The 26988-nt window shown below is 74.8% G+C and carries 22 protein-coding genes and 1 riboswitch; of the genes, 9 read left to right on the top strand and 13 right to left on the bottom strand.

Features of this window, described 5'->3' with window-relative positions; all coding sequences use genetic code 11:
* The first annotated feature begins 2 nt into the window (after positions 1-2).
* Genes cydB through cydC form a run of 3 tightly spaced genes read left to right on the top strand, consistent with a single transcriptional unit; the run spans position 3 to position 5219 of the window.
* Positions 3-1052 (top strand): cytochrome d ubiquinol oxidase subunit II, encoded by a 1050-nt coding sequence (cydB, locus tag ACH45N_RS25345; RefSeq protein WP_397398727.1) that lies wholly within the window; start codon positions 3-5, stop codon positions 1050-1052.
* Between the two features lie 34 nt (positions 1053-1086).
* On the top strand, positions 1087-3018 hold the full coding sequence (cydD, locus tag ACH45N_RS25340) for a thiol reductant ABC exporter subunit CydD (protein WP_397398726.1): 1932 nt from the start codon (positions 1087-1089) through the stop codon (positions 3016-3018).
* Positions 3015-5219 (top strand): thiol reductant ABC exporter subunit CydC, encoded by a 2205-nt coding sequence (gene cydC, locus ACH45N_RS25335; protein WP_397398725.1) that lies wholly within the window; start codon positions 3015-3017, stop codon positions 5217-5219. Before cydD ends, cydC begins: the two co-directional genes overlap by 4 nt.
* A 108-nt stretch (positions 5220-5327) precedes the next feature.
* Here the strand turns inward: cydC and ACH45N_RS25330 are convergent, their stop codons facing one another.
* Both ACH45N_RS25330 and ACH45N_RS25325 read right to left on the bottom strand, forming a co-directional pair.
* Positions 5328-6425 carry a sensor histidine kinase gene (locus ACH45N_RS25330; protein WP_397398724.1) on the bottom strand — a complete coding sequence of 366 codons (1098 nt, stop codon included), beginning with the start codon at positions 6423-6425 and terminating at the stop codon, positions 5328-5330.
* Between the two features lie 40 nt (positions 6426-6465).
* On the bottom strand, positions 6466-7146 hold the full coding sequence (locus tag ACH45N_RS25325; RefSeq protein WP_397398723.1) for a response regulator transcription factor: 681 nt from the start codon (positions 7144-7146) through the stop codon (positions 6466-6468).
* Between the two features lie 88 nt (positions 7147-7234).
* Here ACH45N_RS25325 and ACH45N_RS25320 point away from each other — a divergent pair, with 88 nt between their 5' ends.
* Both ACH45N_RS25320 and ACH45N_RS25315 read left to right on the top strand, forming a co-directional pair.
* Positions 7235-8038: an ABC transporter ATP-binding protein gene (locus ACH45N_RS25320; RefSeq protein ID WP_397398722.1), complete on the top strand. Its 804-nt coding sequence runs from the start codon at positions 7235-7237 to the stop codon at positions 8036-8038.
* Positions 8038-10584 carry an ABC transporter permease gene (locus tag ACH45N_RS25315; RefSeq protein WP_397398721.1) on the top strand — a complete coding sequence of 849 codons (2547 nt, stop codon included), beginning with the start codon at positions 8038-8040 and terminating at the stop codon, positions 10582-10584. The genes ACH45N_RS25320 and ACH45N_RS25315 overlap by 1 nt, the downstream gene beginning before the upstream one ends.
* Positions 10585-10735: 151 nt before the next feature.
* On the opposite strand, the gene ACH45N_RS25310 is transcribed toward ACH45N_RS25315, so the two are convergent.
* The gene (locus ACH45N_RS25310; RefSeq protein ID WP_397398720.1) at positions 10736-12541 is read right to left on the bottom strand and encodes a phytoene desaturase family protein; all 1806 of its coding nucleotides are present in this window, start codon (positions 12539-12541) and stop codon (positions 10736-10738) included.
* Positions 12542-12669: 128 nt separating this feature from the next.
* Positions 12670-12849, top strand: a riboswitch (cyclic di-AMP (ydaO/yuaA leader).
* Here ACH45N_RS25310 and ACH45N_RS25305 point away from each other — a divergent pair.
* Positions 12850-13734, top strand: coding sequence for a C40 family peptidase (locus tag ACH45N_RS25305; protein WP_397398719.1), 885 nt, complete (start codon positions 12850-12852; stop codon positions 13732-13734).
* A gap of 121 nt (positions 13735-13855) precedes the next feature.
* Positions 13856-14833 carry an NAD(P)-dependent oxidoreductase gene (locus tag ACH45N_RS25300; protein ID WP_397398718.1) on the top strand — a complete coding sequence of 326 codons (978 nt, stop codon included), beginning with the start codon at positions 13856-13858 and terminating at the stop codon, positions 14831-14833.
* Positions 14834-14928: 95 nt separating this feature from the next.
* Here ACH45N_RS25300 and mutM read toward each other — a convergent pair whose 3' ends face one another.
* From mutM to ACH45N_RS25255, 9 genes are all read right to left on the bottom strand, one after another.
* A complete protein-coding gene (gene mutM / locus ACH45N_RS25295) occupies positions 14929-16047 on the bottom strand; it encodes a bifunctional DNA-formamidopyrimidine glycosylase/DNA-(apurinic or apyrimidinic site) lyase (protein ID WP_397398717.1) in 1119 nt (372 codons plus the stop codon).
* The gene (gene rnc, locus ACH45N_RS25290) at positions 16040-16780 is read right to left on the bottom strand and encodes a ribonuclease III (RefSeq protein ID WP_397398716.1); all 741 of its coding nucleotides are present in this window, start codon (positions 16778-16780) and stop codon (positions 16040-16042) included. The genes mutM and rnc overlap by 8 nt, the downstream gene beginning before the upstream one ends.
* Position 16781: 1 nt before the next feature.
* Entirely contained in the window at positions 16782-16976 is a 195-nt protein-coding gene (rpmF, locus tag ACH45N_RS25285; protein ID WP_108495103.1) for a 50S ribosomal protein L32, read from the bottom strand.
* A gap of 2 nt (positions 16977-16978) precedes the next feature.
* The gene (locus ACH45N_RS25280) at positions 16979-17533 is read right to left on the bottom strand and encodes a YceD family protein (protein WP_397399497.1); all 555 of its coding nucleotides are present in this window, start codon (positions 17531-17533) and stop codon (positions 16979-16981) included.
* Positions 17534-17719: 186 nt separating this feature from the next.
* Positions 17720-18232, bottom strand: a complete 513-nt coding sequence (gene coaD, locus ACH45N_RS25275; RefSeq protein WP_397398715.1) for a pantetheine-phosphate adenylyltransferase — start codon at positions 18230-18232, stop codon at positions 17720-17722.
* Complete coding sequence (locus ACH45N_RS25270) at positions 18229-19038, bottom strand: RsmD family RNA methyltransferase (protein ID WP_397398714.1); 810 nt, start codon at positions 19036-19038, stop codon at positions 18229-18231. The genes coaD and ACH45N_RS25270 overlap by 4 nt, the downstream gene beginning before the upstream one ends.
* A 173-nt stretch (positions 19039-19211) precedes the next feature.
* Entirely contained in the window at positions 19212-20177 is a 966-nt protein-coding gene (locus ACH45N_RS25265; protein WP_397398713.1) for an endonuclease/exonuclease/phosphatase family protein, read from the bottom strand.
* Between the two features lie 103 nt (positions 20178-20280).
* On the bottom strand, positions 20281-22566 hold the full coding sequence (locus ACH45N_RS25260) for an ATP-dependent DNA helicase RecG (protein WP_397398712.1): 2286 nt from the start codon (positions 22564-22566) through the stop codon (positions 20281-20283).
* A complete protein-coding gene (locus tag ACH45N_RS25255) occupies positions 22563-24332 on the bottom strand; it encodes a DAK2 domain-containing protein (protein WP_397398711.1) in 1770 nt (589 codons plus the stop codon). The genes ACH45N_RS25260 and ACH45N_RS25255 overlap by 4 nt, the downstream gene beginning before the upstream one ends.
* Positions 24333-24691: 359 nt before the next feature.
* Between ACH45N_RS25255 and rpmB the strand changes: the two genes are divergently transcribed.
* Complete coding sequence (rpmB, locus tag ACH45N_RS25250) at positions 24692-24889, top strand: 50S ribosomal protein L28 (protein WP_119143026.1); 198 nt, start codon at positions 24692-24694, stop codon at positions 24887-24889.
* A gap of 152 nt (positions 24890-25041) precedes the next feature.
* Complete coding sequence (locus ACH45N_RS25245) at positions 25042-25551, top strand: GNAT family N-acetyltransferase (RefSeq protein WP_397398710.1); 510 nt, start codon at positions 25042-25044, stop codon at positions 25549-25551.
* A gap of 278 nt (positions 25552-25829) precedes the next feature.
* Here the strand turns inward: ACH45N_RS25245 and ACH45N_RS25240 are convergent, their stop codons facing one another.
* Positions 25830-26909 carry a thiamine-phosphate kinase gene (locus ACH45N_RS25240; RefSeq protein WP_397398709.1) on the bottom strand — a complete coding sequence of 360 codons (1080 nt, stop codon included), beginning with the start codon at positions 26907-26909 and terminating at the stop codon, positions 25830-25832.
* Positions 26910-26988 lie beyond the last annotated feature (79 nt).

Genomic DNA, 26988 nt, shown 5'->3' with positions numbered 1-26988 from the left:
CCGTGGACCTCGCACTCCTGTGGTTCTTCATCATCGCGATCCTGTGGACCGGGTACCTCGTGCTCGAGGGGTTCGACTTCGGCGTCGGGATGCTCATGTCCCTGCTCCCGCGCGGCCGGGCCGAGCACCGGGAGAAGGAACGGCGCGTCCTCCTGAACACCATCGGACCCGTCTGGGACGGCAACGAGGTGTGGCTGATCACCGCGGGCGGCGCCACCTTCGCGGCGTTCCCCGAGTGGTACGCCACCCTGTTCTCCGGGTTCTACCTGCCGCTGCTGCTGATCCTCGTGGCGTTGATCGTGCGCGGTGTCGCCATCGAGTACCGCGGCAAGATCGCGGACGCCGTCTGGTCGCGGCGCTGCGACCTCGCGATCCAGGTGGGCTCCTGGGTGCCCGCCGTGCTCTGGGGCGTGGCGTTCGCCAACCTGGTGCGCGGCGTCCAGCTCGACGAGGCGCACCAGTACGTGGGCGGCTTCTGGGCCCTGATCAACCCGTTCTCGCTGCTCGGCGGCGCCACGACGCTCGTGCTGTTCCTGCTGCACGGGTCGGTGTTCGTGGCGCTCAAGACCGACGGCGACATCCGCGCCCGGGCCCGGCGGTGGGCCGGCGTGCTGTCCCTGGTGGCCGTGCTCGTGGCCGGCGGCTGGGCGGTCTGGGCGCAGGTCGCGTTCTCCGCCACCTGGACGTGGGCCGCCGTCGCGGTCGCCGCGCTGGCCCTGATCGGGGTGGTGCTGACGAACCGGGTGGGGCGCGAGGGCTGGGCCTTCGGCCTGTCGGCCGTGACGATCGTCGCGGCCGCGGTGCTCATCTTCGGCTCCATGTACCCCGACGTCATGCCCGGCCTGGACGGCGGCAACTCCCTGACCATCGCCGAGGCGTCGTCGACCCCGTACACCCTGACCATCATGACCTGGGTGGCCGCGTTCCTCACGCCCCTGGTGATCCTGTACCAGGGCTGGACCTACTGGGTCTTCCGGCGCCGGCTCACGGTGGACCACATCCCCGCGCCGGTGGGTCTGACCTGGAAGAAGATCAAGGAGTCGGCGTTCTGAGCCGGACGCCGGACACGTACGGGAACATCACGTCATGAAGCCCCTCGACCCCCGCCTGCTGCGCCACGTGCACGCGGCCCGCTGGTACGTGGCGCTCACGGTCGGGCTCGGCGTGGCTGCCGCCGTGCTGATCGTGGCGCAGGCGCTGCTCATCGCGGCGATCCTGACGCCGGTGGTGCGCGGGGACGGCGTGTCCGGGCCGGAGCTGGTGCGGTCCGTCACGTGGCTGGCCTTCGTCGTCGCGGGGCGCGCCGCCGTCGCCTGGGCCCAGGAGCGGTACGCGCTGCGCGCGGCCGCCCGCACCATCGCCGAGCTGCGCCGCGCCGTGGTCGAGGCGTGGGCGCTGCGCGGCCCGCGGGCGAGCTGGCCGGCGGCGGACGGCGGTGGTGTCGCGGGCGGTCCGGCGGCGGACGGCGGTGGTGTCGCGGGCGGTCCGGCGGCGAAAGGCCCCGCCGCGACGTCCGGCAGCGGGAGCGGGGCGAGCCCCGAGGCCGAGGTCGCGACCCTCGCGACCCGCGGCCTCGACGCACTGGAGCCGTACCTCGTGCGGTACGTGCCGCAGCTCGTGCTGACGGCGCTCGTCACCCCCGCCCTCGTGTGCGTGGTGTTCGGCCTGGACTGGGTCTCCGCGGTCATCGCGATCGTCACACTGCCGCTCGTGCCCGTCTTCATGGTCCTCGTGGGGCGACTGACGGCGGGCACCTCCGAACGCCGCCTCGCCACCGTGGAACGGCTCGGCGCCCAGGTGCTCGACCTGGTCGCCGGGCTCCCGACCCTGCGCGCCTTCGGTCGGTCGTTCGGGCCGGGCGAACGGGTGCGCGCGCTGGGCGACGCCTCACGCAAGGCCACGATGGGCACGCTGCGGATCGCGTTCCTGTCCTCGATGGTGCTGGAGCTGCTCACCACGCTGTCCGTCGCGATCATCGCCGTGGGGGTCGGGCTGCGGCTCGTCGAGGGCGCGATGCTGCTGGAGCCGGCGCTGGCGGTGCTGGTGCTGGCTCCGGAGATCTATCTGCCGCTGCGGCGGGTCGGGGCCGAGTTCCATGCTTCCGTGGACGGGGTTGCCGCTGTGGATCGGGCTTTTGCTCTGGTCTCTGGCTCTTCTGGCTCTGGTTCCGTCCGGTCGGAGGGCGACTCGCCTTCTGGGCTGCGCGGCGGAGAGGTGCGGGGCGTGGTGCTGGAGGGGGTTTCCGTGCGCGCTGCCGGGCGCGGGGTGGTGGCGCCCTCCGGGTTGTCGGCGCGGATTCCGGTGGGGTCTGACGTCGGTGGTGGGGGCGGTGTGGTCGTTGCGCTGCGGGGGCCCAGCGGGGCCGGGAAGTCGACCGCCGTACTGACCATGCTCGGGCTGCTTTCGCCGGATGCCGGGCGGGTGGGTCTGGTCACCGGTGACGGCGCGTTCCGCGACCTGGCCGACGCGTCCGCCGACGAGCTCGCGGACTGGTGGGGCGGGCTCACCTGGGTTCCGCAGCGGCCCGCGCTGCCGCCGGGGCGGTTGCGCGACGTCGTCCTGGAGGGCGCCTCGGGGTTCGACGGCGTCGCGGACGCGGACCGGGCGCTGGCCGGGGCGGCGCGGCTGACCGGGCTGGACGGTGTGGTCCGCACGCTGACCGACGGCTGGGACACCCGCGTCGGGCTCGGCGGGGTGGGGCTGTCCGTGGGGCAGCGCCAGCGCGTCGCGCTGACGTCGGCCCTGCTCGACGACGCGGCCGCCCGGCCCTTGGTGATCCTCGACGAGCCGACCGCGCACCTCGACGCGCGCGGCGAGCAGGCCGTGCTCGACACCGTCCGCGCCTGGCGCGACGCGGGCCGGACGGTGCTCGTCGTCGCGCACCGGGCCTCGCTGCTCGCCCTCGCCGACCAGGTGATCGACGTCCGCTCGGCGGTGGACCAGGCCCCGCCGGAGGCCGGGCCGACGGAGCACACGTCCGGGCCGGCGTCCGGCCTCGCGAGCAGGGAGGCACGATGACCACGACCCTGACCCACGACCAGGCCCGCCCGGCTGTGCCCCGCCCGGGCACGGGCGGAGACCCGCTGCGGCGCGTCCTGCCGCTGCTGGAGGTCCGGCCCGGCAAGGTCGCCGCCGCGATCGGCCTCGGCGTGCTGGCCCTGGCCTGCGCGATCGGGCTCGCGGCCGTCGCCGCCTGGCTGGTCGCCCGGGCGTCGCAGATGCCGCCGGTGCTCACGCTCTCCGTGGCGGTCGTGTCGGTGCGGGCCTTCGGGATCGGGCGCGGCGTGCTGCGCTACTGCGAGCGCCTCGCCTCGCACGACGTCGCCCTGCGGGCCATGGCCGCCCTGCGCGCCAACCTGTACGAGCGGCTCGCCGCGGACGACCGGCCGGTGACCGTGCGGCGGGGCGAGCTCCTGGCGCGGATCGGGCAGGACGTCGACGACGTCGGCGACGTCGTGGTGCGCGCCCTGGTGCCCGCCGGCGTCGCGGTGGTGACATCGCTCGGGTCGGTGATCCTGCTGGGCGTGCTGCTGCCCGCCGCGGGCGTGGCGCTGGCGTTCTGCCTGGTGCTGGCGGGTGTCGTGACGCCGTGGCTCGCCGCGCGTGCCGCCGCCCGGACCGAGGCGCGGGGCGCGACGGCCCGCGGCGAGGTGACGGCGTTGACCCTGGAGCTCCTGGAGGAGTCGGCGCCGCTGCGGGTCGCGGGGCGGTTCGACGCGCGGCTGGCCGATCTGGACGCGGCGGACGCGCGGCTGTCCGCCGTGGCCGACGACGGTGCCCGCACCTCCGGCCGCGCCGCCGCGCTGGGGGCGCTGGCCCAGGGCCTCGCGGTGCTCGCGTCGCTGGCGTTCGGCATCCCGGCGGCGCTGGCGGGCACGCTGTCGCCCGAGGCACTGACGGTGATCGTGCTGACGCCGCTCGCCGTGTTCGAGGCGACCGCGGGGCTGCCCGCCGCGGCGGTCCAGCTGCACCGGTCGCGCGAGGCGGCACGGCGGCTGCTGGCGCTGCTGCCGGAGCCCTCCCCCGTGTCAGGCGTACCGGTCGCTCGGGTGACCTCGGCGTCTGACATGTCGCTGGTCGAGGGGCGCGAGGGCGAGCGCGAGGGCGAGGGCGAGGGTGATGGTGAGGGGGGTCGCGTGGACGACGGCGGGGCGCTGCTCGTCCTGGACGACGTCGCCGCGGGCTGGCCCGGCACCGACGGTCGGCCCGTCGTTGCGGTCGAGGGGGTGTCCCTCACGCTGGGGCCGGGCTCGGTCGTGGCGCTGGCGGGGCCGTCCGGCGTGGGCAAGACGACGCTGCTGATGACGGCGGCGGGGCTGATCCCGCCGGTGAGGGGGACGGTCGGCGGAAGGTCGGCAGCTCGTCAGGTGGTCGGCAGCTCGGACTACCGAACACCTGACGGTCTACCGACCGCGCGGACCGAGGGCGCGCAGGGTGGGGATGCGCACGGTGGGGATGCGCACGGTGGGGACGCGCACGATGAGGACGCACGCGGTGGGGCGCTGTTCGTCGCCGAGGACGGGCACGTGTTCGACACCACCGTGCTGGAGAACCTGCGGGTCGCGCGCGGCGATGTCACGCACGACGAGGCCCGCGCCGCGCTGGACGCCGTCGGGCTGGGCAAGTGGCTTGCCGCGCTCCCGGCCGGCCTGGACACCGTGGTGGGCACGGACGCGGCCGCGGTGTCGGGCGGCGAGCGCCGTCGGCTGCTGGTGGCCCGCGCGCTGCTGGCGCCGGCCCGGGTGCTGCTCGTGGACGAGCCTGCCGAGCACCTCGACGGCGCGACCGCCGACGCGCTCGTGGACGCCGTCGCGGCGCACGCCCGCACGACCGGCCGGGCGGTGCTGCTGGCGACCCACCGGCTCACGCCGCTGGCCGTCGCGGACGAGGTGCTGCTCCTCGCGGACGGAGCGACGGACGGGACCCCGGACGGGGCGGCGGACGGGACCCTGGATGGGGCGGCGGACGGGACCCCGGACGGGGCGGCGGACGGGGCCCTGGACGGGGCGGCGGGCGGACTGGCAGACGGGACGGCGGACGGGACGGCGGCCGAGCCTGCGGGCGGGACGGCCGGCGGAGCAGTGGGCGAGACGGCGGGCGGAGCAGTGGGCGGGACGGCCGGCCGCGGCTCTCCCGCGACGGTAGCGGCTCGCGGGCGGCACGCGGACCTGCTCGCCGCTGACGCGGCCTACGCCTGGTCGGCGGCCCAGGAGGCCTGATGACTTCGGACCATGCAGCCGCTGCCACGCGGGGCGCGCTCCTGGCAGCAGCTGCATGGTCGGGCGACGCCGGCCTCGCCACGGCAGCCCGACCGACGCCAGCAGCGTTCAGCCGGCGGGCAGGCGGACCGTGGCGCGGAGGCCGCCGCCGGCCCGGGGTTCGAGCGCGAGGGTCCCGTCGTGCGCCTCGGTGATGCTGCGGACGATGGCCAGGCCCAGGCCGACGCCCACGTGGTCGCCGTCGGACCGCCGGGCGCGCGCCCGCTCGGTGCCCCGCTGGAACGGCTCGGCGAGGGTGGCCACGAGCCCCGCGGTGAGCCGCTCGCCCGTGTTCTCAACCGTGAGCGTCGGCCCGTCGGGCCCCGCGGTGGTGCGGACCAGGACCGTCCCGGGCTCGGCGGCGCCGTCCGGCAGGTTGTGCACGATCGCGTTGTGCACCAGGTTCGTCGTGAGCTGCAGCAGGAGCGTCGGCGACCCGGTGGTGGGGGCGACGTCGCCGGAGGTCTCGATCGTGACGCCGCGACGGCCCGCCAACGGTAGGAGCGTCTCGGTGGCCTCCTCGGCCAGGAGCGACAGGTCGATGCGTTCCGGGATGAAGGAGCGCTGGTCGGCGCGGCTGAGCACGAGCAGGGCCTCGGTGAGGTCGATCGCGCGGGAGTTGACGGCGTGCAGCCGCTCGACGAGGTCGCCGGCGTCGCCACCGGGGTTGCGGCGTGCCACGTCGAGGAACGTCTGCGTGATCGCCAGCGGGGTGCGCAGCTCGTGGGACGCGTTGGCGGCGAACCTGCGCTGCTCCGCGACGTGCGACTCCAGCCGGGCGAGCATGGCGTCGAAGGTGTCGGCGAGCTCGCGGAACTCGTCCCGGCGGCCCGGCAGGTGGATCCGGTGCGCGAGCGACCCGCCAGCGGCCCGGCGTGTGGCGTCGGTGACCTGCGCCAGCGGGGCGAGCATGCGGCCCGCGAGGAACCACCCGCCCACCAGGCCGAACACCAGCAGGAACACCATCACCAGGAGGGCGGCCGGCAGGAACACCCGCGGCCCCCATCCGCCGATGAACACCCCGGGGTTGAGGAGCTCGCGCAGGGAGTCGATCCCGTCCTGGGGCGAGTACCGCAGCAGGAACGCCCACACGACGCCGAGCACGAGGGTGCCGGCCAGCATGAGGAACCCCGTGTAGCTCAGCGTGAGCTTGAGCCGGACGCTCATGCCGGGCGCCCTGTCCGGCGGCCTGTCCATGGTTGGCGCCCTACGCATGATCGGCGTCCTCGGTCTCGTCGATGCGGTACCCCACCCCGGCCACCGTGGCGATCACCCACGGCTCGCCGAGCCGCTTGCGCAGCGCCGAGACCGTGATGCGCACGGCGTTGGTGAAGGGGTCGGCGTTCTCGTCCCACGCCCGTTCGAGCAGCTCCTCGGCGCTGACGACGCCGCCCTCCGCGCCGACGAGGACCTCCAGCACGGCGAACTGCTTGCGGGTGAGCGGCACGTAGCGGCCGTCCCGGTAGACCTCGCGGCGGAACGGGTCCAGCCGTAGCCCGGCGATCTCCCGTACGGGCGGGCGGTGGTGGGCCCGACGGCGGTCGAGCGCCCGGAGCCGGAGCACCAGCTCGCGCAGCTCGAAGGGTTTGGTGAGGTAGTCGTCGGCGCCGAGCTCGAACCCGGAGGCCTTGTCGTCGAGCCGGTCGGCCGCGGTGAGCATGAGGATCGGCATACCGCTGCCGGACGCGACCACGCGCCGCGCGATCTCGTCCCCCGAGGGCCCCGGGATGTCGCGGTCGAGCACCGCGATGTCGTACCCGTTGACGCTCAGCAGCTCCAGCGCGGTGTGGCCGTCGCCCGCGATGTCGGCGGCGATCGCCTCCAGGCGCAGGCCCGCGCGGATGCCCTCCGCCATCTCGGGTTCGTCCTCGACGATCAGCACACGCATGTCATCGATGCTACGGAGCCCCGGTATATCGGGGGCATATGGAAAACCGCATACGTCCCGGCAACGGCGTGCCGACTTGGCTGGCGCCATGTCCTCCAGCAGACGAGCACCGGCGACGGCTGCCGACCGGCCGGCCGCCGCGACGCGCACCGCCACGCCCAGCACCACGACCGCCACCACGCCCGCCCCGGAACCCGCCCCGGCGCCCGGGGCCGACCCGTCCCTCGCCGCCGCCGCGCGCGGCCTGACCAAGACCTACGGCCGGGGCGAGGCCCAGGTGCACGCCCTGCGCGGCGTCGACCTCGACGTCCCCCGCGGGCGGTTCACCGCGATCATGGGCCCGAGCGGATCGGGCAAGTCCACGCTCATGCACTGCCTCGCCGGGCTGGACCGCCCCAGCGGCGGCACCGTGGCGGTGGGCGGCACCGACCTCGGGTCGCTCGACGACGACGCCCTGACCATCTTTCGCCGCGAGAACGTCGGCTTCGTGTTCCAGTCGTTCAACCTGCTGCCGATGCTCACCGCCCGCCAGAACATCCTGCTCCCCCTGGAGCTGGCCCACCCCCGGATCGACGACGCCGCCCGCGAGCGTGCCGAGGAGCTCGCGGACAGCCTCGGCGTGGCCGACCGGCTCGACCACCGGCCCGCCGAGCTGTCGGGCGGCCAGCAGCAGCGGGTCGCGATCGCCCGGGCTCTGGTCACCCGGCCGAGCCTGCTGTTCGCCGACGAGCCCACCGGCAACCTGGACAGCACCACGTCGGCCGAGGTGCTGGACCACCTGGCGCGATCGGTGCGCGAGCTCGGGCAGACCGTCGTGATGGTCACCCACGAGCCGGACGCCGCGGCGTACGCCGACGACGTGGTCACCGTGCAGGACGGGCTGATCGCCTGATGCGCACCGTCCTGTTGCAGTCGCTGCGCCGCCACCTGCGCCGGTACGTCGCGGCCGCAGTCGCCGTGGTGGTCGCGGTGGCCTTCGTCGTGGCGGTCGGCGTGCTCACGGCCGGCGTCCGGACCGGGATCACGGCCGGTGCCGGGGCGCAGTTCGCGGGCGCCGACCACGTGGTCCGGGACCTGGGCACCCAGAACGCGATCACCTATGCCGCGCAGCACGGCGACGACGTCGCCGTCCTCGGCTCGGCCACCCTGCCGCTGCGCGCCGGCGCCGAGCAGGCCCCCGGCAAGTTCGTCGCGAACATCGCCGCCGCGCCGCGGCTGCGCTGGCAGACGCTCGACTCGGGCCGCTTCCCGGAGCGCACCGGAGAGGCCGTGGTCGACGTGTGGACCGCCCAGGACATGGAGATCTCCGTGGGCGACCGGATCACGCTCGGAGCCGGGTCCACCGCCGTCGACCTCGACGTGGTGGGCATCGTGGCGGCGTCCGCCAACCTGGGCCAGGCCGCGGTCTACGTCACCTTCGACCAGCTGCTGCACTGGCGCGACGACGAGAGCCTCCTGCTGGACCGGGCCGTCGTCCTCGGGGACCCCGGTCGGCTGCCCGAGGGCGCGACGGCGGTCACGCCCGAGGAGCACGTCGCCGAGAGCATGGCCCAGCACACCAACAATGTGAACACGCTGTCGCTGCTGCTCCTGGTCTTCGCGGGCATCGCGGTCTTCGTCTCGGTGCTGGTCATCGCGAACACGTTCGCGATCCTGTTCGCCCAGCGGGTGCGCGACTTCGCGCTGCTGCGCTGCGTGGGCGCCACACGCCGCCAGGTCATGGGGTCGGTGCGCCGGGAGGCCGCCGTCGTCGGGGCGCTCGCCTCGCTGGTCGGGGTCGCGGCCGGCGCCGGCCTCGGCTACGGCCTGATCGCCCTGGTCGACGCGCTCACGCGGCAGAGCCCCCTGACGGCGCCCGCCCAGATCCCGGGCTGGTGGCTGCTGGGCGGGTTCGCGGTCGGGCTCGTGGTGACGGCGGTCGCGTCCTGGTTGCCGACCCGGCGTGTGGTCCGGATCAGCCCGCTGGCGGCGCTGCGTCCCGACGGCGCCGTGGACGTGCGGTCGGGCGCGGGTGCCGTCCGGGTCTCGCTCGGGGCGCTGCTCGTGGCCGGCGGCGTCGCACTGCTCGCGGTGGCCGCCGTCGGGGACAGCACGGTGAGCATGGTGGCCGGCGGCGGGGCGCTGTTCGCGGGCGTGCTCCTCCTCGGGCCCCTGCTGATCCCGCGGGTGGTGCGGGTCGTCGGGGCACTGCTCGGCCCCGGCGGCCGGCTCGCGACGGAGAACGCCGTGCGCAACCCGCGTCGGACCGCCACCACCGCAGCGTCCCTGCTGGTCGGCGTCACGCTGACGACGGCGGTGCTCACCGGACTGGCCACCACGCGCGCCTCGGTGGACGCCAACCACGGCACCGCGCACCCGCTCGACGTCGCGCTCACGTCGTGGACCGGGCCGCTGGACGCCGACGTGCTCGACCAGGTGCGGGCCACGCCCGGCGTGGGCGCGGCGATCGCCGTCGACGGCGTGCTGGTGGACGTGGCCGGCGGCGACACGGCCGGGGAGGGAGGCGAGGCCACGGACGGCGGCGACGCGACTGGAGGCGGAGGCAACGCGGCCGGGACTGGAGGCGACGCGGCCGGAGGCGGGGGCGAGGTGACCGCGGCCGACCGGCCGCTCCTGCTGCTCGGCGCGCCCGACGCGAGCGCGGTCGCCCGGGACGGCGGGGCGTTCGCCCGCGTCGAGCCGGGCACGGTCGCGCTGGACGCGGACGTGTACGGCGAGGACCCGGCGGAGCGCCTCGGCGACGCGACCGCCGGCACGGTGACGGCGAGCGCCACAGGGGACGGCGGGCACGACGTCGCCGCGCCCGTGGACCTGCGGGTCACCACGGGCTCGGGCTGGGGCGGGGCCGGCATCGTCGCACTGGAGACGCTGGCATCCCTGGGCTCGCCGCGGACGTACGCGGTATGGGTCCGCGCCGCGGCCGACGCCGACCCGGTCGCGCTCCTCGCCGACCTGGATGCTCTGGCCGACGCGGCGGGCGCCGACGTCGACAACGGGCTGCGGGCCGAGGTGGCCGACAACCAGATGCTGGGGATCATCACGGGCGCGACGCTCGGGCTGCTGGGCATCTCCGTGGTGATCGCGCTGATCGGGATCGCGAACACGCTGGGGCTGTCGGTGCTGGAACGGGTCCGCGAGCACGCGATGCTGCGGGCGCTCGGGCTCACCCGCCGGCAGCTGCGGCGGATGCTGGCGGCCGAGGCCGTGCTGCTGTCCGTGACCGCGACCCTGATCGGCACGGTGCTCGGCGTGGGGTTCGCCTGGGTGGGCTACGAGACGTTCGTGCGGACGGCGCTCGACGCCGCGACCTGGCGCGTCCCGTGGGCCGAGCTGGCCGCCGTCGTGCCCGTGGGCGCTCTGGCGGGGCTGCTGGCCGCCGTCCTCCCGGCGCGCCGCGCGGCCGCCGTCACCCCGACGAGAGCCCTGACCCTCGACTGAGGCCCGCCTGGCTGAGCCGAGCCGAGCCGAGCTGAGCCACGACGTCGCCCGGTGGCGCCGTTGAGCACAGCAGTTGCTGCCAGCAGAGGCCCCGACCTGGCAGCAACTGCTGTGGTCAACACCCGGGGTCGGTCGATGGGTCGGGCGCGGGTCAGGGCGCCGGGGTCTCCAGCACTGCCATGGCGGCGGCTCGGCCCGGGATGCCGCTCACGCCGCCGCCGCGGCGGGCGCCTGCACCCGCGAGCAGCACTCTCGGGTGCGCCGTCGCGACGCCCCAGCGTTCGGCGGCGGACGGCGCGGAGCCCGGGTCGACCCAGGTCGCGGCCCCGCTCGCGGACCGGGCACCGGCCCCGGCGTCGGACCCGGACCCAGCCCCCGCCGCGGCGGCGGCCCCCGTGTCGTCCCCGGACCCAGCACCGGACACAGCCCCAGCACCGGACCGGTCCTCCGCGAACGGCCAGCTCAAGTCGCGGTGGAAGATGTGTCCACCCGGCAGCCCGACGTCGCCCTCCAGGTCCACGGGGGTGCGGACCTCCAGGCAGGGCGCGCCGTCGGCGTCGAGGGCGAGCACGTCCTCGATGGGCTCGGCCAGCACCGAGTTCAGGGACGCGAGGGTGGCCCGCAGTGCCCGCTCGCGGGCGCCGTCGGGGTCCGCGCGGAAGAGCCGGGCCGGCATGTGCAGCCCGAACAGCGTGATGGTCTGCGCCTCGGTCGCGGCAAGCTCCGGGCCGAGGATCGTCCGGTCGGACAGGGTGTGGCAGTAGATCTCGCTCGGCGGCACGTCGGGGATGCGCCCTGCGGCTGCCTGCGCGTACGCGTCCTGGAGCTGGGTGAGTGACTCGTTGACGTGCAGCGTGCCGCTGAACGCGGCCACGGGGTCGACGTCGTCCCGCAGCCGGGGCAGCCGGCGCAGCAGCATGTTCACCTTGAGCTGGGCGCCCTCGGGCCTCGGCCCGGCAGCCCTCTCCCCCGCAGTCCTCTCCCCCGCGGACGCCTCCCCCGCGGACACCGACCCGGAGGCGGCGCCCCGGCCGGCCGCGGCGAGCAGCCGCTCCAGCTCGGCCGGCGCGCACCCGGCGAGCACGTGCCCGGCGGTCACGCCCCGGGTGCGCCCGGCGGCGTCGGTCCAGGCCACCTCGGCCCCCACGGCTCCGGGGTCGACGGCGGTGACGGTCGCCGAGGTGACGATCGTGGCGCCGGCCGCCACCGCGGCGTCGCGCAGGGCACCGGAGACGGCCCCCATACCGCCCACGGGCACGTCCCAGTCGCCGGTCCCGTTGCCGATCACGTGGTAGAGGAAGCAGCGGTTCTGCCGCAGGGACGACTCGTCGACGTCGGCGAACGTGCCGATCAGGCCGTCCGTGGCGGCGACGCCGCGCACGACGTCGTCAGCGAAGGTGCGGCGCAGCACCTCGCCGAGGGGCTCCTCGAAGAGCGCGCGCCAGGCCTCCTCGCCCACGCCGTCGGCGACGAGGTGCCGGACGGCGGAGCGCGGGAGCAGGGGTTCGGTGAGCGTCGGGGCGAGGCGGCGGGCGACCTCGGCGGTCATGGCGTAGAACCGGCCCCAGGCCTCGAAGTCGGCGTCAGAGCCGGTGAGGCGCCGGAACGAGGCGCGGGTGGCGGCGTCGTCCTGGGTGTCGACCAGCAGGCCGCCGTCGGCCACGGGGGTGTACGACGACCAGCGGCGCCGGACGAGCCGGACCGGGAGGCCGAGCTCGTCGATGATCCGCCGGGGCAGGAGCGAGACGAGGTAGGAGTAGCGCGACAGACGGGCGTCGACGCCCGCGAACGGGCGGGCCGAGACGGCGGCGCCGCCCACGTGGTCGGCGCGCTCCAGGACGAGGACCGAGCGTCCGCCGCGGGCCGCATAGGCCGCCGCGGTGAGGCCGTTGTGACCGCCGCCCACGACGACGACGTCGTACCGGGCGCGCAGGGTGTCGGGCAGGGAATCGGGCATGCACGCCATGGTGACACGCGGCACTCATTGCCAGGAACGTTCCACCACAAGACGGTATGTGACCTAATCGTGACATTTACGCAACGGACGAGTACGGTCGATCTCGCCGCTCCAGCAACGGGGAGGTCCAGGCCCGGACGCCGAATCCTGTCACCGGTCCTGAGCAGCCAGAACGTGACAGGGGCGGGGGAACCAGGTAAGCCGGGCACGCGAGTGTCCTCGGGGTGAAGCCTCCTTGTGAGGCCGGGTGATCGCTCTCCCCATCCGAACCCGACAGCTCACCTCGTAGGCGTCCGAGGAGATCACTGGTGACCGTACTCACCGACCGCACCCACGACTGGGCGGACGACCAGGCAAACCGACCCAGCAACCGGGGGCGGCACCGCGCCGAGGGCCCCGCCCTCACCCCCTTCACCGCTCTGACCCAGACAGCAGCCGAGAATGCCGCCCGTACCGGCGCCATCGCGGTCGTCACGTCCGGCATGCTCGCGTCGGTCTTCACCCAGACCGCCCACACCGCGCCTGCCGAGTCCCACACCCAGACCACGCTCGCCAACAAGACGTTCGACACCACGACCCGCGCGGGCCTGGCCGAGAACCTCGTGACCAAGGTCCAGGTCGCCCACGACGCCGACTTCCAGGCCGAGCGGGGCCGCGTCACCGTGACCCCGTACGCCGAGACCGAGGCAGGCATCGCCGAGGCCAGGGCGAAGGCGGAGGCGGAGGCCCGCGCCAAGGCCGAGGCGGAAGCCAGGGCGAAGGCCGAGGCGGAAGCCAAGGCCGCCGCTGAGGCCGCGGCGGCAGCAGCAGCCGAGGCCGAGGCCGCCGCCGCGGCGGTCGCCGAGTCCTCCGCGGGCCTCGGCCAGCAGGCCGTCAACCTCGCCCTCGAGTACGTGGGCGTGCCCTACGTGTGGGGCGGAGCCTCCCCCAGCGGCTTTGACTGCTCCGGGCTCATCCAGTACGTCTACGGCCAGCTCGGGGTCAGCCTCCCGCACAGCTCGGCCTCGATGTCGACCGTCGGCTACCAGGTCTCCGCCGCGGAGGCCCAGCCGGGCGACATCGTCTGGACGTCCGGCCACGTCTCGCTCTACGCGGGCGACGGCATGGTCGTCGAGGCGCAGCAGGAGGGTGTCCCCGTGCACTACACGGAGATGTGGCAGACCAACCCGGTGTTCATCCGGGTGACGGGCTGACGCCTCCCGGGCCGCACGTCGGACCGCACGCCGGAGCGCCCGTCCGGCCGTCCCGAGGAGGTTCCTCGGGACGGCCGGACGGGCGCTCTGCTCCGTGGCCCGGTCGGGTAACGTCCCCGACGTGAAGATCCTCGTACCGGACGTGCCCTTCGACCTCGACTTCCCGTCCCTGCTGCCCGACGGCGGAGCCTCCTTCGCGCCCGGCGGCACCGACACCGTCGCCACCTACGCGATGAACGAGCCGATCCCCGCCGAGCACACCGACGCCGAGCTGCTCGTCACCTGGTCCAGCCCGCCCAAGATCGTCGCCGACGCCGCCGAGCGGCTGACCGGCCTGCGCTGGGTGCAGACCCTGTCGGCGGGCCCGGACGTCGCGCTGCGCTCCGGATTCGCGCCCGACGTCGTCATCTCCTCCGGGCAGTCCCTGCACGACGACACCGTCACCGAGCACGCGCTGGCCCTCATCCTGGCGTCGGTCCGGCGGATCGACGTGTCCCTGGCCGCGCAGCAGGAGCACCGCTGGGCCAAGGAGATCGCGTTCGCCCAGGCCGACGGCGTCACCGGCCGCGAGTACTCGCTCGACGGCGCGCGCGTGACGATCTGGGGCTTCGGCTCGATCGCCCTCCGGCTCGCGCCCCTGCTGACCGCGCTCGGCGCACAGGTCACGGGTGTCGCCTCGCGGGCGGGCGAGCGCTCCGGCTACCCCGTGGTCGACGCCGGCGGCCTCGACGCGCTGCTGGCCGAGACCGACCTGCTGGTCTCGCTGCTGCCGGCCGTGCCCGCGACGCGGCACATCCTGGATGCCCGGCTGCTCGGCCTGCTGCCGCCGACCGCGCGGTTCGTCAACGTCGGCCGCGGCGCGACCGTCGACGAGGCCGCCCTGGAGGACGCCCTGCGCTCCGGCCGGCTCGCCGGCGCGGCGCTCGACGTCATGGAGACCGAGCCGCTGCCCGCCGACTCGCCGCTGTGGGACGTGCCGAACCTGATCCTCACGCCGCACGTCGCGGGTGGGCGCCCGCGCGGCGCGGCCCGCTTCCTGGCCGAACAGCTGACGGCCTGGCGCACGGGCGGCACGCTCCGCAACGTCGCGACCCGCTGACCCGACCCCGCCCGACCCTTCGTTGAGTGCGGGCTACCTGATGTCCCGGGCGCTCCGATTCGACAGATAGCCAGCACTCAACGGGCGGGGCGGGGTCAGAGGCTGCGGGGTCTCGGTTGGCAGACCGGGCAGGTGAAGGACGACCGGTTCATGAACGCGTCGCGGCGCACCAGCGCGCCGCAGCGACGGCACTCCTCGTTCTCCCGGCCGTACACGGCGAGCGACCGGTCGAAGTACCCCGACTGGCCGTTCACGTTGACGTACAGCTCGTCGAAGCTCGTGCCGCCCTGTGCCAGCGCCTCGCGCATCACCTCGGCCGCCGCGTCCAGCACGCGGCGCACGTCGGCGGCCTTCAGCTTGTCCGTGGGTCGTGCCCAGTGCACCTGCGCCCGCCACAGTGCCTCGTCGGCGTAGATGTTGCCCACACCGGACACGACGGTCTGGTCCAGCAGGGCGCGCTTGATCTGGGTCCGACGACGGCGGACGCGGCTCACCAGCGCGTCCAGGTCCAGGTTCGGGTCGAGCAGGTCGCGCGCGATGTGCGCCACCGGCTCGGGCAGCACGGGCAGGCCGGAGCCGTAACCGGCGGGGACGCTCGCACTCGTCGCGTCGGGCACCAGGTCCTGGACGCTCAGGTGTCCGAACGTGCGCTGGTCCACGAAGTCGAGGTACCGCGCGCCGGAGGGGGCGCCGGCCAGATGCAGGCGGACCCGCAGGTGGGGGTGCTGCCAGTCGTCCGCCGGGTCGGCGGCGCCGGTCGGGGTCCGGGCTGGTTCCTTCTGCGGCGCGTCGATCAGGGCTGCGCCGGGCGCGGTGCTCGGGGCGGTGCCGGGCTCGGTGCTCGGGGTGTTGCCGGGCTCGGTGCTCGGGTCCGCGACCGGAGCGTCGCTCGGCTCGGCGCCGCGCACGAGGAGCTGGCCCGACATCCCGAGGTGCGCCAGCAGCGCGGCCGCGGGGACGACGTCGCCGGCCGGGCTCGCGGGGCCCTCCGGGGATCCGGGGCCCGCGGGCAGGAGCGGCAGCCAGAGGAACTTGCCCCGGCGCACCGCCGCTGCCAGACGCCGCCCGGTGAGCTGGTCGCGGAAGGAGTCCGGGCCGCCGTCGTGCCTGCGCACGCTGTACTCGCGGAAGACCTCGACCTCGCGCACGACGGCCCCCACGACGAGCCGGTCGAGACCGTCCCGGACGGTCTCGACCTCGGGAAGCTCAGGCACCGCCGGCCGGCGCCTTGGGCAGCGGGAACTTCTCCAGCAGGGCCCGGTAGGTCTCCTCCGCGGCGCCCTGCTCGGCGTGCTTCTTCGCGGTGCCGGAACCGGACCCGTAGGTGACACCGTCGATCACGACGGTCGAGTGGAAGATCCGCGCGTGCTCCGGCCCCTCGAACGTGGCGATGTAGTCCGGCGAGCCCAGGCCACGCTCGGCCGACGCCTCCTGCAGCGACGTCTTCCAGTCCAGGCCCGCGCCCAGGCCGGCGGCGACGTCGAGCGTCGGGTCCACCAGCCGGTGGACCAGCTCGCGCGAGGTCTCCAGGCCGTGGGACAGGTACGTGGCGCCGATCAGCGCCTCGACCGTGTCGGACAGGATCGAGTCCTTCTCGAAGCCGCGCGTGCGGATCTCACCCTTGCCGAGCAGCACGTACTTGCCCAGGCCGAGGGTGCGCGCGATCGCGGCGAGCGCACGCTGCGACACCGTGGCCGCGCGCATGCGCGCCAGGTCGCCCTCCGACTGGTCCGGGTGGCGCCGGTACAGCGCCTCGGTGACCACCAGCCCCAGCACCGTGTCGCCCAGGAACTCCAGGCGCTCGTTGGTGGGGATGCCCCCGGCCTCGTGCGCGAAGGACCGGTGGGTCAGTGCCAGCACAAGAAGCTCGGGGTCCAGATGGACCCCGAGCTTCTCGAGCAGCGCGGTGGGTTCCGGCCTTGCCGGGGCCGTCCCGCCCTTGGCCACGTCAGCCCGCGTGAACGGTCTTCAGGGCGTCGCGGTAGGTGCGACCCTTGTAGGTACCGCACGTCGGGCACGCCGTGTGGGGCAGCTTGTTGCCCTGGCACTGCGGGCAGGTCGTGAGGGTCGCTGCGGTGGTCTTCCACTGCGAGCGACGCGCACGGGTGTTGCTGCGCGACATCTTGCGCTTCGGAACAGCCACGGCTAGCTCTCTTTCGTCTCGTCCGACACGCCCGTAGATTCGAGCATGCTCTGTAGCGCCGACCAACGAGGGTCGACCACGTCATGGTGATGACCGGGGTCATCCGCCAGGCGCGCTCCGCACTCGGAGCACAGGCCCGGGCAGTCCTCCCGGCACAACGGTTGAAATGGTAGTGCAGTCACGACCGAATCCCGAAGCGAGGGCTCCAGGTCGGCCATGTCGTCCTCCAGCACGGACTCCTCGTCCTGGACGTCGTCGTCCCCCGCCTCGGCCGACGCGGCGGCCTTCTCGGGGTAGGCGAACAGCTCGGTGACGTCGACCGTGATGTCACGGGAGATGTCGTCGAGGCAGCGGCTGCACTCGCCCTTGACCGTGCCGCGGACGGTGCCGGAGACCAGCACGCCCTCCATCACGGACTCGAGCCTCAGGTCCAGCTCCAGGTCAGAGCCTTCCGGGATACCGATCACGGCGGTGCCGAGGTCCGACGGCGCCTGCACGGTCGCGCTGTGCGTACGCATCGTTCCGGCACGCCGAGAGAGCTCGTGCGTGTCGAGCACGAGCGGCGATTTCGGTTCGCGGGAAATAACAGGCTCCGATGAGGGCAGAACGAGGACAGCGTCCGGATGGACGATGAGGGGGGTGGACCGGCTCTCAGCCACGCAGAGGAGGTTGACGCCAGGGGCCAAAAAGCAATCCTACGACATGGAACGGGCATGACGCGCGCCTGCGCGGGGTGACAGGGCTCACGAGCCCGTGGCGGGCTGCCCGAGCGCGGCCCGCAGGGCCTCCGTGACCCCCGCCGGGACCAGGTCGTCGACCGGGCCACCGTGCCGCACGATGTCCTTGACCAGCGACGACGCGACGTGCGCGTACCGCTGGTCGCCCGGCAGGAAGATCGTCTCGACGCCCGACAGGTGCCGGTTCATGAGCGCCATCGGCTGCTCGGCGTCGAAGTCCGCGCCGCCGCGCAGGCCCTTGACGACGGCGACCGCGCCGATCTCCCGGCAGAAGTCCACGAGCAGCCCGGGCACCACGGCGACCCGGACCCGGGCCAGCTCCGGCTCGGTCGCGGCCGCGGACGCCAGGGCCGCGCGCACGAGCCCGGCACGCGTCTCCAGGTCGAGCAGGCCGGACTTGCCGGGGTTCTTGGCGACGCCGACCACCACGTCGTCGAACATCGTGGTGGCGCGGCGGACCACGTCGAGGTGGCCGAGCGTGATGGGGTCGAACGAGCCGGGGCAGACGACGGTGGTCACGCGCCCACGCTATCCGACGGCGCGGGGCCCTCGTCCCCGGGAGCAGAGTCCTTGGGAGCAGAGTCCTCGGGAGCGGCGTCCTCAGGCTCGGCGTCCTCCGGAGCGGTGCCCGACGGCTCCGCGTAGTAGACCGCCGTCTCGCCGTAGTCCTTGCGCGCGAACGGGGCCAGGCCGTGCGGCCAGGCCGGCTCCGGGGTGCGGGTCGACCGCTCGACGACCACGACGGCGCCGTCGGAGAGCACCCCCGGCGTCGCGAGGTGCGTCAGGACGACGGCCAGGTCGTCCTCGGCGAGGTCGTACGGCGGGTCGAGGAACACGAGATCGAGCCCGCCGGCAGCGGCGGCGGCCGCGGGCGCGGGGCTGGCGGCGGTGGGTACCGGGCGGGCGGCCGCGGCACCGGCCGGGCCGGCTGCGCCGCCTGCCGCCCTGCCCGCCGCGCCGCCTGCCGCCCTGCCCGCCGCGCCGCCCGCCGCCCGGCCCGCCAGCGCGGCGGCGTACCGCTCGGCGCTCTCCGTGGTGACGCGCACCCCGGTCAGGCCGAGGGCGGCGACGTTCTTGCGCGCGACGTCGGCCGCGGCACGCGCGCTGTCCACGAGGGTCACCGACACCGCACCCCGGCTGGCGGCCTCCAGCCCGAGCGCACCGGAGCCGGCGTAGAGGTCCAGCACGCGGGCGCCGTCGAGCACGTCGAGGTGCTCCAGCCGGGAGAAGATCGCCTCGCGGACGCGGTCGCTGGTGGGGCGGGTGCCCTTCGCGGGCACCGCGATGGACCGCCCGCCCACCGACCCCGCAACGATCCTGGTCACGCCCAAAACCCTAACCCGCCCGCCCGACCGCCCACCCGCACGCTGAGTGCTGGGTATTTGCGCTCCTGGCCCACGAAGAAGCGCAGATAGCCAGCACTCAGCGGTCGGGCGGGGCGGTCGGGCGGGGCGGTCGCGTGGGCCGTGGGGCGGGGCAGGACCGGGTGTGGGGTGGGTCAGGACCAGGGGGTGTCGACGTGCGCGACCACCGGGAGGTGGTCGCTGCCCGTGCGGGGCAGGGCGCGGACCTCCGTCACGGTGGCGCCGCGGGCCAGGACGTGGTCGATCTGCGCCACCGGGAACACCGCGGGATAGGTGAACTCGAATCCTGTGGTCGGCGCGCTGACGAGGTTGGTCAGCGGCGCGATCGCGTCGTCGGCGAGGACCGCGTTGAGGTCGCCCGCCACGATCACCGTCTCGTTCTTCTCGGCCGCGACGGCGTCCGCGAGCCGTTGGGCCGCGGCGTTGCGTTCCGCGGTCTCGAAGCCGCCGCTCCCGACCCGGACCGAGGGCAGGTGGGCCGCGTACAGCGCCACGCTCGCCCCGTCGTGCTGGACCACCGCGCGCAGGCAGCGGTTCCAGGACTCGCCGAGGATGTCCACGGACCGCACACCCTTGAGCGGGTACCTCGACCAGATCCCGACCGTGCCGTCGGACTCGTGGTACGGCAGGGCCTCGGCGAGCGCCTCGTCGTACTGCTCGGCCACGTCGTCGGGCACTTCCGTGAGCGTCACGACGTCGGGGTCCGCCGCGAGCAGCACCTCGGCGGTGCCCGCCACGTCGGCGTTGGCGGCGTTGACGTTGTGCTGCACGACGGTCAGGTCGCCCGGCGGCGTAGCCTCGGCGCGGATCTGCGGCAGGAAGACCCAGATCCAGGCCGCGAGCGGCAGCAGGACGGCGAGGACCGCGAGCGCCGACCGCCGCAGCAGCGCCGCGAGGATGCCGAGCGGCACCGCGACGCCGAGCCAGGGCAGGAAGGACTGGACGAGGCTGCCGAGGTTTCCCCAGCGGTTGGGCACGTACTCGTGGCCCACGAGGAGCAGGGCGACGAGGACGGATCCGAGCGCGAGCAGTCTCCCGCGCTGCCACGCGGTCTTCGCGGGCCTGCCCGTGTGGATCGCGTGCCTCGCATCGACCGTCACGGGCGGGGACTCTATCGGTTGTATGTTTCGGGCGTAAGGAGTGGGTCATCCTGTTCGGGGTGTTCCGTGCCCCGGATCCGACCGTCCGACCAGGTCAGCGAGGTCAGGTGCGCTCCAGGAACTCCTCCTGGTCCTCGTCGAGCTGGGCGCGGATGGCGCGCGCGAGCTCCGGGAACTCGGTGAGGTCGGGAGACGCCGCCACGACGTCGGCGGCCGCGGTGCGGGCCTCCTCGATGAGCCCGGCATCCTTGACCACGCGGAGCAGGCGGAGCGAGCTGGCCCGGCCGGACTGCGCGGCGCCGAGCACGTCGCCCTCGCTGCGCAGCTCCAGGTCGAGGTTGGCGAGCTTGAAGCCGTCGGTGGTCTGCGTCATGGCTTCCAGCCGGGCGAACGCGGGAGTGCCCGGTTCGGCGTCGGAGACCAGGAGGCACAGGCCCGGGTCGCTGCCGCGCCCGACCCGTCCGCGGAGCTGGTGGAGCTGGGAGATGCCGAACCGGTCGGCGTCGAAGATGACCATGGCCGTGGCCTCGGGGACGTCCACGCCCACCTCGACCACCGTGGTGGAGACCAGCACAGGTGCGGCCCCGGACGCGAAGGCGGCCATGGCGGCGTCCTTCTGGTCCGGCGGCATCTGCCCGTGCAGCACACCGACCTCGATCCCGGCGAGCTCGGGCCGCGAGCGCAGCTCCTCGACCACCTCGAGCACGGCGCGCAGGGGCGGGCGGTCCGTCGCGCCCACGACGCCGGGGTCCGCGGGGTCCAGGAACTCGGGCACGTCGTCGAAGTCCTTGGCCGGGGCCTTGGTCCTCGCGCCGCCCTTCTCGTCGCTCTCCTCGTCCGGGTGGATCCGCGCGCACACGACGTAGGCACGGCGGCCGGCGTCGACCTCCTCGCGCACGCGGGCCCAGGTGCGGTCGGTCCAGCGGACATTGCCCGCGGGGACCGCGACGGTCGTGATGCCCGCGCGCCCGGCGGGCACCTCCGTGAGGGACGACGTCTCCAGGTCGCCGAACACGGTCATCGCGACGGTGCGCGGGATGGGCGTGGCGGTCATGACCAGGAGGTGCGGCGACACGCGCCCCTTGGCGCGCAGCGCGTCCCGCTGCTCGACGCCGAACCGGTGCTGCTCGTCCACCACGACGAGACCCAGGTCGGCGAACTGCACCTGCTCCGACAGCAGAGCGTGCGTGCCGACCACGATCCCGGCCTCCCCGCTCGCGGCCTGCAGGAGCGCCTCCTTGCGGGCCTTCGCGCCGAGCGACCCCGTCAGCAGCGCCACGCGGGTGCTGGCGCCCGTGCGCTCGGCGCCGAAGAGGGTGCCGCCGTCCGCCAACGGGCCCAGGAGGGCGTGCAGGGTGCGGGCGTGCTGCGCGGCGAGCACCTCGGTGGGGGCGAGCAGGGCCGCCTGGCCGCCGACATCGACCACCTGGAGCATGGCCCGCAGCGCGACCACCGTCTTGCCGCTGCCGACCTCGCCCTGCAGCAGCCGGTGCATCGGGCGGGGCCGGGCGAGCTCGGCTGCGATCTCGTCACCGACCTCGCGCTGGCCGTCGGTGAGGGAGAACGGCAGGGCGGCGTCGAAGTCCGCGAGGATGCTCGGCTGCCCCGCGGGCAGCGGCGGGCGGGCGGTCGCGTCCTCGGCGGCGGTGCGGGCGCGGCGCTGGGCGAGCGCGGCCTGCAGCACGAACGCCTCCTCGAACCGCATGCGGTGCCGGGCCTGGTAGGCCTCCTCCAGCGTCGCGGGCCGGTGCAGGCTGCGCAGGGCGGCGGCCCGCGCCGGCAGGCCCTGGCGCTGCCGCACCTCGTCGGGCACCGGGTCGGGCACGTCGGCGTCGGTCAGCGTGTCCAGGACGACGCGGAGCGCACCCTGCACCTTCCAGCTCGGGATGCCCGCGGCGGCCGGGTAGATCGGGATGGGCTTGCTGGCGTGCTCCAGGAGCGCCTCGTCGCTGTCGAGGTCGGACTCCTCCCCCATCAGCGTGAAGTCCGGGTGGGTGAGCTGGCGCGTCCCCCGGTACAGGCCGACGGTGCCCGTGAACAGGCCCTTCGCGCCCGGGACGAGGCGCTTCTCGTGGTTGTAGAGCGAGCCGCGGTGCTTGCCGAAGAAGGTGAGCGACAGCCGGCTGGTGCCGTCCGTCACCACCACCTCCATGAGCGCGCCGTTGCGGTTGCGCATGGGCCGCACGGTGGCCTGCTCGACCCGCGCGAGGATCGTCACGTGCTCGCCCACCTCGAGGGCGGCGATGTCCGTGAGCGCGCCCGGGTCGGCGTACCGGCGCGGGTAGTGGCCGAGCAGGTCGCCCACGGTCTTCAGCCCGAGCTTGCCCAGGGCGGTCGCCGTCCGCTTGTCGAACGCGCGCTCCAGGCGCTCGTCCACCCGTTCGCTCATACGTCCGCCTCCGGTTCCGCGTCGTCCGGGTCCGGCGCGGCGGCCTCGACGCCGAGCTGCGCCCCGTCACCCGGCCGGCCGGTCTCCAGGACGACGAGCTCTGCGTCCGGCGCGCGCCCGGCGAGGGCGGCGGCGAGCAGGTCGGGCAGGTCGGCGGGCACGTCGGCGTCGGCCAGCACCGTCACCACGGTGGTCTCCGGTCCGGCGGCCTGCTCCAGCACGCCGACGGCGGCCGCGGCGGACGTGGCGTGGACGCTCAGCCCGGCGAGGGCCTCCCCCACGACGGCGTGCGCGTCGACGGGGTCGCCGCCCAGGTCCGGCAGCCCGACCGGCAACAGCGTGCCGAGGGCCGCCAGCGCCACGACGGCGTGCACGTCGGTGGGCGACGGCACGGTGATCAGCTCGTCGACGTCGAGGTGCGCACCGGCCCCGACGGTCACCCCGGGCGCCCCCAGGAGCAGCACGCGCCGGGCGCCGGTCGAGGCGGCGGCCCGCTCGACGTCGTCGGCCACCAGGGGCTCGACGGTGGCACCGACCCCGCCCGTGAGGAGGACGACGGCGCCCGCACGCGCGAGCTCCCCGGCCAGCCCCGGCGCCGACGTCGCCGCCACCACGCCCCACTCGTGCTGGCCGGCCGCCGCGAGGTGCCGCACGTGCACCTGCGCGAGCGTGCCCGCCTGCGCGGCGTCGGCCGCGATCACGAGTGCCCGGTCGAGGTGGTCGGTGTGCACGTGGGCCTGCCAGACCGCCGTACCGGTCCCGGCGTCCCCGCCGACGACGACCACCGAGTCGCCCACCTCCGCCAGGGCGCCGCGCAGCCCGGCGGCGACGGTGTCGGCCTGCTCGCCGGCCGGGCCGGTGAGGACGAACATGAGCTCGAGGGCGCCGGAGCCGGTGCCGTGCGGCTCGACCTCGCCGCCCGCCGCCGGCAGGGCGTCGACCGGGTCCGGCGCGCTCGGCAGCGCGCCGGCGTCGAGAAGCTGGTCCAGGGTCACGGCATCCATGCTGCCGCGCGCCACTGACACTCCGCCCGCCGCCGGGTCGTCGGCCGCCGGGTCACCGGCTCCGGCCGGGCCCGCCGCCGCACCGGCCTCCGCTCCGTTCCCGGCACCGGCCGCCGCGACGACCAGCGCGTCGAGCACGAGGACCAGGCCCAGCGCCCCGGCGTCGAGCACGCCCGCGGTGCGCAGCACGTCGAGCTCCTCCCGGCTGGCCCGCGCGGACGCCCGGGCGGCCGCCGCCGCGGCGGTCACCACGGGCAGCGGCCCGGCGTCGGGTCCGGCGGCGCGTGCTGCCGCCCCCGCGGCGTCGGCAGCCGAGAGGATGGTGCCCTCGGCGGGCGCCGCCACCGCGGACCGCGCCGACGCCGCAGCCCGCGTGAGCAGGTCCGCCGTGGTGCCGTCGCGCCGGGCGGCGACGGCCAGCCCGCGCAGCCACTCGCTGAGGATCACGCCGGAGTTGCCGCGCGCGCCCAGGAGCGCCGCCCGGGCGAGCGTGGCCAGGAGCCGCGCTCCCGTGGTGTCCCCGGGGGCCTCCGCGACTGCCCGGTCGCCCTCGCGGAGGGTCAGGTAGAGGTTGGTCCCGGTGTCGGCGTCCGCCACCGGGAAGACGTTGACCCGGTCGATCGCCTCGCGCTCGCGCCGGAGCGCCGCCGTGGCCCCGCGCGCCCACGCGCGCACGACGCCCGGGTCGTCGAGCCCGGCCCCGGGCGGGTACGCCTGGGGACCCGGCTCAGCCGTCCGGCTGCCGCTGTCGACGTCGGTCACGCTCTGCCCTCCTGCACCTGGTGTCACGAACAGTGTCACGAACGCCCGTGTCACGAACGCTCGTGCCACGAACGACCGGCTGCCCGGGCACCCGCACGGACGGATCCCACCGTACCCAGCGGGTGAGACGATCGCGTCCGGCCGTCCACAGGCCTGTGGGCAGCCGCCCCGTCCGGCCGGTGTGACGCAGCACCCCGCCGCTACGGTTTGAGGGCGCGGCCCGCCATCAGGTACTCTGTCGAAGTTGCCTGGAACGCCAAGAAGCGTTGATTGCTCCGAAGTCTCCAGGCGTTCCCTTTAGACCACCATCACGTCGTGCTGTCGTTATGCACAGGCGTGCACGACATTCAGGAGACACCGTGGCTGCCAACTGCGACGTCTGCGGCAAGGGCCCGGGCTTCGGGCACAGCGTTTCGCACTCCCACATCCGCACCAAGCGCCGCTGGAACCCGAACATCCAGCGCGTCCGCGCGATCGTGGGCGGGACTCCCAAGCGCGTCAACGTGTGCACCTCCTGCCTCAAGGCCGGCAAGGTCACGCGCAAGGTCTCGGCCTGACGCTGCCGCAGCCGGGTCGCTGACGCGACCCGCACATGCTTGACGAAGACGCTCGCCGGTTCGACCGGCGGGCGTCTTCGGCGTTTCCAGAACCTTCATCCGGTACCAAAGAAGTGGTTGCGCAGGGCCCCGCACGGTGAAAAGGTAAGGTCATGATGGCACCGGAAGACGTGACCATCCGCCCAGCAACGACGACCGACGCCGAAGCTATCGCTCGTGTCGACATCGCCTCTTGGCGTGGTGCTTACTCAGAGATCCTGTCCGACTCCTACCTGGCCTCGCTCGACATCACCGACCGGGCCGGGCAGTGGCAGGCGGCGGTGACCGCCCGAGATACCACGGTGCTCGTCGCCGAGGACGAGAGCGGACCGGTCGGGTTCACCAGTGTGGGGCCGTGCCGTGACGAGGACGCCGAGCCGGGCGACCTGGAGATCTATGCCATCTACCTGCACCCGCGCGCCTGGGGCAGCGGCGTGGCCCGCGAGCTGATGCGCACCGTGCTGGACGGCCTGGACTCGAGCTCCGTGACGCTCTGGATCCTGGAGGGCAACGAGCGCGCGCAGCACTTCTACCGGCGGCACGGGTTCCAGCACGACGGCACCGAGCGCATCGACGAGATCGGCGGCCAGCCACTCAAGCAGCTCCGCTTCCGCAAGCGCTGAGCTCCGCTTCCGCAAGCGCTGAGCTCGGCACTCCGCACCGCTGAGCTCGGCTCCGCAAGCGCTGAGCTCGGCACTCCGCACCACGATCCTCGGCCGACGAGGTCGGCACCCTGCGTCGAGGTCGGCAGCCCGCATCGAGGTCGGCACAGGGATGGACCGATCTCGACGCAAGGTCACGACCTCGCAGGAACGTGCCGACCTCACGACCCGACCGCACGACCCGACCGCACGACCCGACCTCCCGTGCCGAGCTCACCGCCGGACCTCACGACCGGACCTCACGACCGGAAGTGGTCCCAGCCCGAGCTCACGGCCGGCTTCTCTCCGCCGATCGTGACCGCCGGAGCACCGACACCTCCCGCCTGAGCCTCCAGCACCCGCCCGACGGCGGTCCAGCCCGTCGGCAGCGGCGCCTCGGCCGGGAACGTGGCGAGCAGCCCGTGGTCCTCTCCCCCGCCCCAGATCCAGCCGTCGAGCACGCCGTCGACGTCGGACCTGCCGGGCCCCCACCCGGGGTCGCCCAGGCCGGACGCCGCGGCGACCGCCCGCGCGGCCGAGCGCAGCTCCTCCCGGTCGGCGGGGAACGCATCGACGTCGAAGTCGATCGGCACACCGCTCGCGGTGGCGAGCCGCCCGGCGTCGCGGAGCAGACCGTCGGAGAGGTCGAGCATCGCCGTCGCCCCCGCCTCGGCGGCCGCGACCCCCGCGGCGAGCGGCGGCTCGGGCCGCAGGTGCGCGGACACCAGCCGCTCCCAGGCGTCCTCGAGCAGCACGCCCTCGCTGACCTCCAGGGGCACAGGCGACGGCGGCTTCTTGACCAGACCCGCCTCCAGGAGAGCCAGCCCGGCGGCCGACCACCCGCGCACCCCCGCGTGCGCGACGACGTCACCCGGCCGCGCGCCCGACCGGAGCACCGGCGGACGTCCTTCCAGGTCACCGTGCACGGTGACGCTCACGACCAGGCAGGGGCCGCCGGACAGGTCGCCGCCCACGGCGCCCGCACCGGCGGGGGCGCAGCCGTCGGCCAGCCCCCGGGCCAACCCCGTCACCCACTCCACGTCGGTGTCGCCGGGCACCACCAGGGACGTGACCAGCGCCGTCGGGCGGGCGCCCATCGCCGCGATGTCGGCGAGGTTCTGCGCGGCGGCGCGCCTCCCGACGTCGTACCCCGTGGACCAGCGGGCACGGAAGTGGCGGTCCTCGACGAGCACGTCCGTGGAGACCACGAACCGTCCGTCGGGGGCGGCGAGCACGGCGGCGTCGTCGCCCGGGCCGAGCAGCGTGGCGCTCCCCCGGGGCAGCAGGGGGATGATGCGTTCGAGGATCTGCTCCTCGGAGAGGTCACGGACGCGGGTCACTGGAAGACCTTAAGGTGCCGCCCCGCTCCGGCGCGGCATCCGGCCCGGCGCGCGGGGCGCGCACCGGTATGCGCACCGG

The organism is Promicromonospora sp. NPDC019610 (assembly GCF_044389365.1).
GTDB lineage: Bacteria > Actinomycetota > Actinomycetes > Actinomycetales > Cellulomonadaceae > Promicromonospora.
This window is presented reverse-complemented; position numbering and strand designations above follow the sequence as displayed.